At 34.8% G+C, this 13,774-nt stretch carries 10 protein-coding genes; all 10 read left to right on the plus strand.

Annotated features, from left to right (window positions below; genetic code table 11):
• Positions 1-97 precede the first annotated feature (97 nt).
• A complete protein-coding gene (locus ACEPXG_RS04570; RefSeq protein ID WP_391207958.1) occupies positions 98-2,347 on the plus strand; it encodes a hypothetical protein in 2,250 nt (749 codons plus the stop codon).
• 199 nt (positions 2,348-2,546) lie between these two features.
• On the plus strand, positions 2,547-5,051 hold the full coding sequence (locus ACEPXG_RS04575; RefSeq protein WP_391207960.1) for a phosphodiester glycosidase family protein: 2,505 nt from the start codon (positions 2,547-2,549) through the stop codon (positions 5,049-5,051).
• 366 nt (positions 5,052-5,417) lie between these two features.
• Positions 5,418-5,831: a hypothetical protein gene (locus ACEPXG_RS04580; RefSeq protein WP_391207962.1), complete on the plus strand. Its 414-nt coding sequence runs from the start codon at positions 5,418-5,420 to the stop codon at positions 5,829-5,831.
• A gap of 246 nt (positions 5,832-6,077) precedes the next feature.
• Positions 6,078-7,142 (plus strand): glycosyltransferase family 4 protein, encoded by a 1,065-nt coding sequence (locus ACEPXG_RS04585; RefSeq protein WP_151699100.1) that lies wholly within the window; start codon positions 6,078-6,080, stop codon positions 7,140-7,142.
• Between the two features lie 141 nt (positions 7,143-7,283).
• The gene (locus ACEPXG_RS04590) at positions 7,284-8,399 is read left to right on the plus strand and encodes a DegT/DnrJ/EryC1/StrS family aminotransferase (RefSeq protein ID WP_391207965.1); all 1,116 of its coding nucleotides are present in this window, start codon (positions 7,284-7,286) and stop codon (positions 8,397-8,399) included.
• Between the two features lie 72 nt (positions 8,400-8,471).
• On the plus strand, positions 8,472-9,212 hold the full coding sequence (locus tag ACEPXG_RS04595) for a hypothetical protein (RefSeq protein ID WP_391207967.1): 741 nt from the start codon (positions 8,472-8,474) through the stop codon (positions 9,210-9,212).
• A complete protein-coding gene (locus tag ACEPXG_RS04600; RefSeq protein WP_391207968.1) occupies positions 9,209-10,222 on the plus strand; it encodes a Gfo/Idh/MocA family protein in 1,014 nt (337 codons plus the stop codon). The genes ACEPXG_RS04595 and ACEPXG_RS04600 overlap by 4 nt, the downstream gene beginning before the upstream one ends.
• 74 nt (positions 10,223-10,296) lie before the next feature.
• Positions 10,297-11,613, plus strand: a complete 1,317-nt coding sequence (locus ACEPXG_RS04605) for a nucleotide sugar dehydrogenase (protein ID WP_391207970.1) — start codon at positions 10,297-10,299, stop codon at positions 11,611-11,613.
• A 13-nt stretch (positions 11,614-11,626) separates the two neighbouring features.
• On the plus strand, positions 11,627-12,358 hold the full coding sequence (locus tag ACEPXG_RS04610; RefSeq protein ID WP_391207972.1) for an acyltransferase: 732 nt from the start codon (positions 11,627-11,629) through the stop codon (positions 12,356-12,358).
• Positions 12,359-13,774 (plus strand): lipopolysaccharide biosynthesis protein, encoded by a 1,416-nt coding sequence (locus ACEPXG_RS04615; RefSeq protein WP_391207974.1) that lies wholly within the window; start codon positions 12,359-12,361, stop codon positions 13,772-13,774.

Genomic DNA, 13,774 nt, shown 5'->3' on the forward strand with positions numbered 1-13,774 from the left:
AAGATAAGTTGCTAATATTTCAATTATATTACAAGAATAAGTTTTAAATGTTTCCAAATGATGTTAATGTTAAAATAGAATTGAAGGAGGTTTTATTGTGAAGAAAATTTATATTCCATTAATAGTAGCAATGCTATCAACACCAATAGGAAGTATTGCAAATGCTGAAGAATTGGTTTTGCCAAAAAAAGAAAATAGTAAAAGTGAAGAAATAGTGGAAGTTGATAGAAATGTCGAAGAATGGTTAGAAGATGTAGTAGAGGTTGAACCAGAACAAGAAGTAAGCTTGGAAGGCCATGAAAACCTAGGTCCAGTAATTTTTAAAGCTTCCGCCATTACATCTAAAATAGGTGCGAATATCAAAGGAGATTACTTTATCTATTACATCATGCACGGTTCTCCAACAGCTTTAGTTGTAGTAGATTATCAAACAAAGGAAATTGTACATAGTTTTACTTTAGAAGATTCTAAAAGTGCTTGGGGATTAGATGTAGATAAAAATGGAAAGCTTTGGGTTGGGGGATCAGTTTCAAGTGTTCTTTATAGTTATGATCCAAACACTGAAGTTTTTGAAAAGCATGGAGCAATTTTTTCAAACAAGAGTGATACATCTATTCAAGATCTAATAGTAGAAGGAAATAAAGTATATGTTGGTTCTGCTTATGGTGGATCACTTGCGTCATATGACACAATAACAAAAAAGATTGAAGAGTTTGGACAAATACGTAAAAGAAGAGAGTTTGTAAAAGCGATAGCAGCCGATGAAAAAACGGATGAAATTTTTGTGTCTATTGGGTCTCCGATGGATTTGTTAGTAAAAAAACCAAAAACGAAAAAATTTACTTCCTTTTTGCCGGCAAAATATATGTCTGAAAAATATGCTCAAGACTTAATATTAACAGATAAATATCTCGTTGCCCGATTACATCCCTCTAATAAAGCGGTAGTTTTTGATAGAAAGACGCTAAAAATAGTAGATGAGTTTGATCTAAAGTCCAAAACGCTTTCTACATTATCACCTGATGGGAAATCTTTGTATTATACAAAAGAACAACAATTAATAAAATATGATTTCAGTACAAAAGAGCATACAGAACTGGGATTATTTTTACCAAAAGGAACAGAAGCTGTTAACTTAGACTTTGTTATGAAAAATACAAAAGCGATAGAAGAAGGTAAAAAAAACAAAGAAGAGTTAAAAGAGAATACTCCGGTTGTTACACACAATAATAAGAGCATTCTGGATATAGTAAATCCAACCCTGCACCATCCAGCGATTCCAATCCTTGAGGAATCTAATGAAATAGAACCGAAAAACTGGGTATTATCTGGAATGGTAGATAATTTAGGCCAGTTATTTGAGTACAACCCACAAACGGAAGAAATGAATTATCTTCAATTCGATTTACCAGAGCAACCAGTAGAACTATATACATTAGCTTCTAGTTCAGATGGCACAAAAATCTTTGCAAATGGCTATATGTCGGGTGGACTTGGCATATACGATGTTGCAACTGGAAATAGAGAGTTATATCGAAATATTAGTCAAATCGAAACAATGTTTGACATTAATAACAAACTTTATATTGGAGCATATCCGCTTGCTAGATTGTTAGTTTATGATCGTTCACTTCCTTGGAATGCTGATAATCCAAATGAAGTTATTCGGATGAGCCAATATGGGCAAGAACGAACAACTGCTGTAACACCTTTTAATGAGGGGAAAGAAATTATTTTTGGAACTTTACCAGATGCAAGTGTTGGTGGTGGGGATCTAGCATTTTATGATACCTTCACAAAGAAAATTGACGTATATGAAGATTATATTTACAACCAAAGTATTGTTTCTTTGGTAAGTAGAGGATCTCAAGTATTTGGTGGAACGTCTATTCATGCAAATCAGCAAGTAAATCCAAGAGGGGCAAGATTCTTCTATTTTAATAGAAGAAATCCTGAGGATAAGATATACATTAATCTACCTTTTGACTCTAGTATGATTACAAGTTTAATAGTAGATAGTAATAAAAAAATATGGGGTATGGCAGATGGAAAACTATTCGTTTATACAGATGAAGGGACAGAAGTTAAATCCGTTGAGCTGTTGCCTTTAATCTCAGGTAGATTCCGTAATGCACAAATTGTAGATAGTGACGATGGGTATATTTTCGGAAGTGTTGAAGGGAAGCTTTTTAGAGTAACTAAAGATAACTTAACTGTGGAGTGGTTGAAAGACAAAGGGGTTTATGGTCTTGCGAAAGATGTGAACGGAGACCTTTACTATCACGATGGTGGAAGTAATTTATGGAAATATACAATTGAAAAAAACCGAAAGCAAAAGCAACAATAGCAATGAGATAAATGGAAAACGAAATTTAGAAGAAAAGGAAATGATGGTTTCGTAGCAGTCAATTCCATAGATATCACTTAAATAGTTATTTGACCTCGAACGGCAACCGCTCTTGAGCAAATTCGCCGCAGAAGAACGTTGCTTGTCGGGGCAGACTTAGGCGCGTGCGCTTTTCTTAAAAAAGGAGAATAATAATTTAATGAAACAAAAATTGCTTTACTTTTTAATTCTTTTTGCAATTGTCACGGGTGCACTATTCCAACCAAATCAGGCGGAAGCACAAACAAGAAACGTTTATTGGGACGGTATTTTAATGGTTCCTGGTCAAGCAGGTAAAATAAAAGTATTAAAACCAATTAATTTATGGAAACGTACTTCAAGCGGATTAGTCTTTGAAAGAGTATTAAAAGTAGGCGAGCAATACCGCGTATATCGCTATGATGAACTATATGGTGGTCAATATGGACTTGGCGGTAATATGTATATTACTAAAATTGCTGGATATGTAGAGTACAAAACGCCGTCCAAAGCGAAATTACAAGAACTAGCATTAGCGCAAGGAACTCCGAGTACAGGACCGGGTAATTCAACTTCATTATTCCCAACAGAACCTACACCTAATCTAACTGGTGGGAAAGTATTGAGTCAATCCGTTACACAAATTGCACCAGGTATACGGAAGAAATACTTTGATATAGACGGCGAAATTGGTAAGCAAAACCTTTTCGTCATCGATTATGATGGTAAAACTGCTAATATCGAATTAAAAACAGAGCTTGCTAAAGACCAACTAATTGGATTAGAAACAACATCATCTCAAGCGAACGGTGTAAAACAAGATGATTCTTATCACGTTGTTGCTGGGGTTAATGCGGATTACTTTGATAGTCAAGGACAACCGATTGATCTAATGATGATGGAAGGATCCATTGTGTCAACACCACAAACATCCATAAATGAATTAGCTGTACTAGGTATTAAAGCAGATGGAAAAGCAGTTATAGGAGCTCCCCAAGTATCGATGAATGTTTCCGTTAATGGACAACAATCTTATGCGATTAATTCGGTTAATAGAAAAAGATTGGCAAATCAATTAGTTGTTTATACAAGAGATTTTGCCGCAACTACAAATACGAACGGGCTTGGTACGGAAGTAAGAGTTAAAGTAGAGTCTGGTAAGTTAAATGGAAAAGAAATTTTAACTGGTACAGTTATTGAAAATGTCACAGGTGTTGGAAATGCTATATTAAATAGAAATGAAATCATCTTATCTGGCCATAACTTCGCAAGTCAGTTCTTACAAACTATACAAGTTGGGGACAAAATTGAGATTAATACAAGCTTTACTCCTGCAGAATGGAATGATGTGAGAGAAGCTGTAAGCGGACGATATCATTTAGTGAAAAATGGAACACTTCAAACAATCCAAGTAGCAGGTGTTGCTCCTCGAACGGCAGTAGGTATTCGAAGCGATGGAAGTATCTTCACGGCTGTTATTGATGGAAGAACAAGCAATAGTAAAGGGTTAACTTTACAAAACACTGCTAAACTCATGAAAGATTTAGGGGCAAACTATGCCATGACATTTGACGGTGGAGGATCTTCTACTGTAGTTACTAGAGAACTAGGGAATGACAAAGTAACAGTAGTAAATAAACCGTCAGATGGGTATGAACGTTCGGTTTCAAACACTTTATTATTTATTAGTAAATATAAAACAAGTACATTAAATACAATTGCCCCAACTTCGAATGTTTTAGAAGTATTCCAAGGTGCTGCATATACAGACTTGTCTGTCCCAGTTAAAGGAATCGACCAATATATGAATCCAGTAGCAGTATCAGGAATTGGAAAGGTAACTTCTGCCGCTTTGACTTCAAGTGGTGGCAAACAAGTCGTTTCAGCTAGCCCGGGAACATATGATGGAGTTGTAACGTATGATGGGAAATCAACAACTATCAAACTAGTAGTAACTAATTCTTTAGATAGTATTGTTGCTTCGGATAGTTATTTACAAGTACAAAAAGGACAGGCTATTCAACTTTCTGCAAAAGGCATGAAAAATGGGCAAGCAGTCTTAACAGAAGCTGCTGCATTTAATTGGACAGCAACAGGTGGAACTGTTCAAGCAAATGGCAAGTATACAGCACAAAATAAAGATGGAATTGGTACTATTACAATAAAGTATGGTTCAAAATCTATTACAATACCGGTTATAGTAGGAGAAGTAGCGCCTACTATATTAGAATCTTTTAATAAAGGTATATTAAATTACGAAGCAACTGGAGATCGAGTGAAATCTGTTTCTGTTCAAGAGGTAGTGAATGATCGAGACGGTACAAAAGCATTAAAACTCGTATATGACTTTACAGGTACTTCTGGTACATCTGGCGCATATGTAAAAGCAAAAACAAATTTAACGATAAGTACTCCACCGAAAAAAATCGGTATGTGGGTAAAAGGTGATGGAAAAGGAAACTGGTTAAGGGCTCAGTTAGTTGATGCAACTGGTAAAGTAATTCAGTTAGATCTGGATAAAAATGTCAATTGGACAGACTGGAAATTTGTCGAGGCAAGTGTTCCAACTGGTTTAACCTACCCACTGAAAATGGATTTACCAATTCGATATATGCAAACGGAAAATACCAATAAATCGAATGGTGAAATAATTATTGACGATATCCAAGCCATCTATAAAGATTAATTATAGAGTTAATTTCATAAATAGCATTTAATTATTGATACACAAACAAGGATTATTTTATTGATTGGACCGACAGGCGGCGACACTAGCGGGGTGACAGTTGAGCCATCGCAAACGACGCGAATGCGGCGATGATGGCTCATCGTTCATCCCGCGAAAAGCGTCCGAAGATAGCGGAATCATGCTGATTTATGAAGAGCATATTATATGTATTCTCACTTGTTACTTAAATATTGTTCGTATTTTATGCTCTAACTCTGAATTATGAAACTGAATCATAAGCAAAAAGGTCTAGTTATTGCAGTGACTTTGGATATGTGTTAACGTAATTGGTAAGGATTTAGAGCTAACTGTGGAGGGAAATACATGACTTCGGAAGAAAAAAATATGGGGAATATTAATTCGCCTAGTTCTTTAGCAGAAGAGCAAGCCCCAAAGGTTATTGGCTATTATAAACGTCAAGCTTGGGCTTTAAAAGTTTTTGATAAAATTGATCAAGACAATGTAGTTGCAGATGGTACTAATGTAGTACTCGCTTCTTCTATTATACAATCTACAAACAATCTGTATTTTCCTGCTTACATGCGAATAAGTACGAAAGAAGAAGGAAAAGTGGTTGGAGCTTATTTAATCATAGAAGAAGACGATAGTTTTCAATTATTGCCTCTAGAAAGAGCTTTAGAAAAATTACAAATGAATGAATTGTTACCATTCAAATATCGAACACTAGGTCAAATTGACGGCGATAAATATCAAGTTAACTGGCCAGATTTTTCGTAAAAAAACGAGCGTTTACACAGGTGATAATATCAAAAGAAATGCGATATTTATTATGGTATAAGAAAGACTGATTTTCGCTAATACCGATGCGAAAAGTCAGTCTTTTCTTTCTTTATATTAAACTTGGTTACAACTCTACTTTTATAGTATAATCATTAATTGAAGAAACTTTAATATTGCTAACACGTCTATTAATGAAGAACATACTAATTACTACTATTAAATAAAAAGACAAGGATGATATTTTTGGATATAAAATTACTTCTTGCTTTTATCGTATCACTGGTAACCGCAATTGCTGTTACACCACTTGTTATTAAATTGGCACATAAAATAGGAGCTGTAGATAAACCTTCGGAACGAAAGGTTCATCAAAATGTGATGCCTAGATTAGGTGGTCTTGCAATATTTATTGCAGTAACTGTAGGATATTTTGTGGCAGGATTATATGAAGCAAAGATTAATGGGATAATTGTTGGTGCATTGATCATCATTGTTTTGGGAATAATAGATGATAAGTATGAAATTTCTGCGAAAGTTAAATTAGCAGGCCAAATACTTGCTGCTTGTGCAGTAATGGGTAGTGGTTTGACAATTCAAGTATTAAATATTCCATTTTTAGGTGTATTTGATCTAGGGATTTTTTCATATGTAGTTACTTTACTATGGATTTTAGCCATAACAAATGCGATTAACTTAATTGATGGTTTAGATGGATTATCTGCTGGTATTTCTTCCATTGTATTTGCAAGTATTGCTTTTCTAGCATTTTCTGCAGATAAAATGTTGATATTAACACTCTCTTTAGTTTTATTAGGAAGTACACTTGGGTTTTTATTTCATAACTTTTATCCGGCAAAGATTTTCATGGGAGATACTGGATCCATGTTTTTAGGATACTCTATTGCTATATTATCCTTACTAGGATTGTTTAAAAGTGTGACATTGTTTAGCTTTGTTGTACCAGTTATGATTTTAGGTGTACCTATATTTGATACTTCGTTTGCGATTATTCGTAGACTTGTAAATAGAAAGCCCATATCGGTTGCGGATAAATCGCATTTGCATCATCGATTGTTAGCGCTCGGACTATCACATCGAGATACTGTGTTAGTAATATATGGTTTTGGTTTGATATTTAGTATCTCGGCGATTACATTTGAAACATTAACGTTAAGATGGGCTATTTTCATTGTTGTTTTTATTTTAATAGCATTTGAAATTGTTGCAGAAAAAATTGGTCTCGTAAATGACGAGTATCGACCAATAATAGCTGTTTTCCGTAAGGTTGTTGGGTATAAGCGCAACTAGCTTTTAGACTGAGGACAAGTGTTTTCAAGTCAGTCAGAGATGTCCACTAATTATTCTAGAGCATTCTAGAACTTAGGGATTTTGTGCTTTTCACATAATAATATTTATTAAATAATTCATTGAATGGTTGGTGTAAACGAGATGAAAGTACCAATGTTAGATTTATCCGAGCAGTATTCATATTTAAAAAGTGAAGTGTTAGAAGCACTAGATAGTGTTATGAGTAGTTCACAATTTATTCTAGGTAATAACGTGAAGAAACTGGAAGCGGATATCGCTAAGTATAGTCATGTTTCTCATGGTATCGGTTGTGGAAATGGTAGCGATGCAATTCATATTGCTCTACAAGCAGCGGGGATTGGTGCTGGAGATGAAGTAATTACGACACCATTTACATTTTTTGCAACAGGTGGAGCAATTGTAAGAGCTGGAGCAACTCCAGTTTATGCCGATATTGACCCAGTTTCCTTTAATCTAGATCCAAACGAAATTGAAAAACATATTACAGATAAAACAAAAGCGATTATTCCGGTTCATTTATATGGCCAAATGGCGGATATGGTAAGTATTCGTAAAATTGCTGATAAACATAATTTAGTTGTTATTGAAGATGCAGCACAAGCAATTGGTTCAAAACAAGGAGAATTTTCAGTTGGAGAACTAGGCGATGCAGCTACCTATAGTTTTTTCCCAACTAAGAATCTTGGTGCCTATGGCGACGCTGGAATGGTCGTTACGAATAATGATGATATTGCTGAAAAGAGTAGAGTAATAAGAGTACATGGCAGTAAACCAAAATATTATCATCATGTGCTTGGATATAACAGTCGCTTAGATGAAATGCAGGCAGCAATATTAAATGTTAAGTTCCCTCATTTGGATAAATGGGGTGAGCAACGTAGAAAGCATGCAGACTTTTACACAAGTTTATTAAATGAAAGAGTGTCTGAGTATGTGCAACCACCTGTAAAAGTAAAAGGATTCTATCATGTGTTCCATCAATACACGATATTGACAGATCGTCGTGATGAATTACAAGCTTATTTGAATGAAAATGGTGTTTCTACGATGATTTATTATCCACTACCTTTGCATCTTCAACCTGTTTTTGAAAACTTAGGATATAAAAAAGGGGATTTCCCTAAAACTGAAAAAGCGGCAAATGAAGCTCTTTCTTTACCGATGTTCCCAGAGTTGAAAGAAGAACAACAAAAATACGTGGTTGAAAAAATTGCGGAGTTTTTTGCTAAAAAATAATGAAATGGTGAATTGGTAGAGGGAGACGTGTATACGTTTCCCTCTACCTGCCTGTATTGAAGGAGAAGTGTAATGACAGAAAATAAGAGTTACCGATTATATGATTCATTAGAATTCTTTTGGAATAAAAAGATTTGGTTTATTATTATTCCAATAGTTGTAGCTATACTAGGATTTGTAGGTTCTATGTTATTACCTAAAGATGGTGATTACGTTGGTAAGAGCATCGTATTCACAGGTTCTGTAAAAATAGAGGCGTTAACAAATCCAGAACATATTATGACTATGTACGGAAACCATTTTACAGGAAAAACAGAAGTATTTGTTCCAACTAGAAGTTATATTAAAACAGAGACTTATGGGAATAATAAAGAAGAAGTAACAAAAGAACTTAATCAGTTCAATGATCAATTATTTGGTGCTCTAATGGCTCAATATAATAAAATTATTGCAGGAACTGAAAATTACGCAAAAGTTCAAGCGGAGCGTATTGAAACATTAAAAACTGCGATTGAAGCTTATAAAGCTGCTTTGGCAGGCACTGATAACGTAACGGTAAACAATAATTACGCGATGTTGTTAAGTGCAGCTGAAATGGATTTAACGAATGCATTAGCTACCGAACAACGTGTAAAAAATGATATTCTAGTATATGAAAAACCTGCTCTTGCTAAAGCTACTACTGTTGTGAAAACAAAATCATATGGTTTAGAAGGTACAATTGCTGGATTTATTTTTGGGATTTTATTAACGGTATTTATTTTATCTTTATGGAAATACATTTTAGAAGCTAGAGGGAGTAAAAGAGCATGATTCAATTTGCAATTGTAGGTATGGGTTTCATCGCAGATAAACATATAGCTGCTATTCGCAATACAGAAGGTGCAAACCTATTTGCCATTTGTGATAACAACCCTGATCGATTAACAATAGAAGATGAGAATGTATTAAAGTATACGGACTTAGAAAAAATGCTTTCGGACAACTCTCAAATTGATGTTGTGAATATTTGTGTCCCATCTGGCCTTCACGCAAGTTTGACGAAGATTGTTGCGAAATATAAGAAACATATTATTACGGAAAAACCAATGGCACTAAATTCTGCGGATGCGAAAGAAATGATGGAAGTAGCAGAAAAAGAAGGCGTTAAGCTTGCTATCGTACATCCAAATCGTTATCGTCCGGCAATTATAGAAGTTCGTAAATTAATGGATGCAGAAAAATTTGGTAAGTTAAGTCACGCAAATGCAACGGTTCGATGGAATAGAGGTCAAGAATATTACGACCAAGCTCCTTGGAGAGGTACGAAGAAGTTTGATGGTGGCGTGTTGATGAATCAGGCAATACATAATTTAGACTTACTTCTTTGGTTTATGGGTCCTGTAAAATCTGTTCAAGGGATGGTAGCGACAAGATTCCGAGATATAGAAACAGAAGATGTTGCAACTGGGCTAATCGAATTTGAAAGTGGTGCACTTGGTGTTGTAGAAGCTGCAACGACGATTTATCCTCAAAATTTAGAAGAATCTCTTTCCATTTTTGGTGAAACAGCTAGCGTGAAAGTTAGTGGGAAAAATGCTTTATTCATTGAAACATGGGATGTTGAAGGAGTTAAAGAAGAGGAAGTCGAAGCACTTAAAGCGAAAATACAAAATGAGCCTTGGGGCAAAAAAGGTCATGACTGTATTATTGAAGATATGGTTGCTGCGATAAAAGAAAATAGAGATCCTGCAGTGAGTGGCTTAGACGGTTATAACCCAGTTCGTTTAATCGAAGCAATTATTGAATCATCTGAAACAGGGAAACGTATTACATTTTCGTAAACAGAAAAATGGTAGTCGCCTGGAAGTTACTTAAAAGTTATACAATCTGATTGACAATTAAAGGAGAGACAATAATGTCTACATATTATGAAGAATTATTAGCAAAAATTGAAAATCGTACTGCGGTAATTGGTGTAGTTGGATTAGGCTATGTTGGATTACCACTTTCGGTTGAAAAAGCAAAAGCTGGATACACTGTTATTGGTTTTGACGTACAAGAATCTAAAGTAGAACAAGTAAATGAAGGAATTAACTACATTGGTGACGTAGTAGATCATGATTTGAAAGATATGGTGGATTCAGGTCACTTAAGAGCTTCTTCCGATTATGGTTCTATTACTGCAGTGGATGCAGTAGCTATCTGTGTACCAACTCCATTAGATATTTATCAACAACCAGATACTTCATACGTAGAAAGTTCTGTGCATGAAATCGCAAAATATGCAAAAAAAGGAACTTTAGTAGTTCTTGAATCAACAACATACCCAGGTACTACAGAAGAAATTATCCGCAAAGCATTAGAAGATCAAGGATTTACAGTAGGAGAAGATATTTTCATCGCGTATTCTCCTGAGAGAATAGATCCAGGTAACAAGAGCTTTAATACAAAAAATACACCAAAAGTAGTTGGTGGTATTACGGAAAAATGTACGAATGTAGCAGCTGCTCTTTATAGCAGTGTACTAGATGGGGATGTTCATAAAGTTTCAAGTCCAGCGATTGCTGAAATGGAAAAGATTTTTGAAAACACATTCCGTCATATTAATATTGCACTTGCAAATGAAATGGCTATTCTTTGTGAAAAAATGGGAATTGATGTGTGGGAAGTTATTGATGCAGCAAAAACGAAACCATACGGCTTTATGGCGTTTTATCCAGGCCCAGGTTTAGGTGGACACTGTATTCCAATCGATCCATTCTATTTAACTTGGAAAGCTAGAGAATATAACTACCATACAAAACTAATCGAATTAGCTGGTGAAATTAATAACTCGATGCCAGATTATGTTATTACACGTGCAATGCAAATATTAAACGATGAAGGTAAAGCACTTCGTAATGCGAAAGTTCTTTTACTTGGAGTTGCTTATAAAAAAGACATCGATGATATGCGTGAATCTCCATCATTAAAATTAATCGAATTACTTATTAAACAAGGTGCTGATTTCAAATCAATCGATCCTCATGTAGGACAATTTAGAGTAAATGGTGAGACTTTAGAAACATCTGAATTAACAGATGAATTACTCGAAGAAGCGGATATTGTCATTTTAGCAACAGACCATAGTTCATTTGACTATGCAACTATCGCCAAAAAATCAAAAGTAATTTTTGATACGCGTAATGCATTCAAAGGAATCGAAACTCCAAATCGTTATATTAAGCTATAAGGGGGCAACGAAAATGAACTTTATACATGAAACTGCTGAATTAGGTGAAAATACGACAGTTGGTCATTTCTCAGTAATTGAAGAAGGCGCGAAAATTGGTAACAATGTTCGCGTCGGTAATCGTGTAACCATTCATGCAGATTCTATTATTGGTGATGGTACAACGATCGATGATGGTGCAGTGGTCGGTAAACAACCAAAACCTGCAAAAACAAGTACGATGCAAATTACTAAAAAAATTCCTCCGCTTCAACTTGGAAAAGAATGTACAGTTGGAGCGAATACGATTGTATATAGAGGCGCAATTATAGGGGAAAGTACATTAATTGCTGATTTGGCAACAGTTCGTGAAGATGTGGAAATTGGTTCTTTCGTAATCATTGGACGTAATGTGACTGTCGAAAACTTTGTCACAATTGGTGACCGTACGAAAATTCAATCGAACTCTTATATTACAGCGCATTCTACTTTAGAAGATCATGTGTTCATCGCACCTTGTGTGACAACGACAAATGATAACTTTATGGGTAGAACGGAAGCACGTTTTGATAAAATTCGTGGAGCAATTGTAAAACGTGGGGCGCGTGTTGGAGGAGCTTCTATTATTCTTCCTGGTATTACAATTGCAGAAGAAACTTTTGTAGCAGCGGGAGCCATCGTTACAAAAGATACAGAAGAAAAAACAGTGATTAAAGGGTTCCCTGCTAGATTCTTGAAAAATGTACCTGAGGAGGAACTACTCTAAGTGTTTTCTCAGCTAAAACGTTTAGGAGCGGATTCGCTCCTTTACGCATTTATGAATGTAGGAACGAAACTAATCGCTTTTGTATTATTTCCATTCTATACTTATTATCTATCTGGTCTTGCTGAATATGGTATGTTAGATTATATTGATCGACTTGTTTCTATGCTGACTTTTTTAGTTATCTTTGGGACAGATTCGGCGTTAGCATACTATTATTTTGAGTATAAAGACAAAGAAACAAGAGAAAAATATGTTCGATCCGTTATGACATTCCGTTTATTAATTGTGGTTCTTTTGTTTATAGTCTTTTTTCTTGGAGGAGATTGGCTATCAAAGACACTTTTAGACTCAGAGGGTTATAGTTATTTATTTTATATAGCTTTTGCCACTTTATTTTTAGATACAATTATTACGTTAGTTTTAACAATACTTCGTTATGAATTTAAAACGAAGAAAGTTGTTATCACTACGGTAGCAAAAATGCTATTATTTGCAATTTTATCAATTGTTTTTCTTATATATATTTGGACATCAGTTGAAGGTGTTTTAATCGCCCGTCTATTAAGTGTTGGAATTATTATTTTAGTAATGATAAAACCTTCAATGCCATATTTACGTCCTATTTTTGATTGGAGAATCTTAAAGAAAATATTAATATATGCAACCCCTCTTGTTCCAGCCTCACTTGCGTTTTGGGTAATTATTAATGCCAATGTATTCTTTTTGAAAGAATATTCATCTTTCACAGAATCAGGTATATACGGTACTGCTATAAAATTTGCGACTTTCATCACATTATTAACGAGTGGGGTTCAGCTAGCATGGCGACCTTTTTCTATGTCTTTAAAAGATAAAGAGTCAAGTCCACAGTTATTTGCGACTTTATATGCGGCGATTTTAATAATAGGAAGTTTTGGGGTATTGCTACTCGCTACGATTATGCCTTTAGTTATTTTAGTACTGGCAGAACCGTATCAGATTGCTTATCCATACGTAGCACCAATAGCTATTGCAACATTTATAAACTTCTTTTATATGATTGTTTCAACTGGAATCTTTTATTCCAAACAAACGAAACATATTTCCATTGCTTTTGGAATAGCTGCGATAGTTTGCGTTATCTTAAGCATGCTATTTATACCAATGTACGGAATATGGGGAGCAGTAATTTCATATGTCACCTCTTACTGTGTGGCTTTGTTTTTAGTATTCCGCAAAAGTCAAAAGTTGTACTATGTTCCTTTTTCGGGATTTAAAATGGCATGGACAATTTTTTGGTTAATCGCAGCAACAGTAAGTATTGTTTTTATTCAAGTAAAAGACTTAAATAGTTGGTTAATTGCAGGAGTTTGGATTGGATTTATTGTCCTGATTCTTCTTGTTCGAATGGATAAATATTTTGTAAAAAGAAAGTAA

The organism is Psychrobacillus sp. L4 (genome assembly GCF_042944905.1).
Lineage (GTDB): Bacteria > Bacillota > Bacilli > Bacillales_A > Planococcaceae > Psychrobacillus.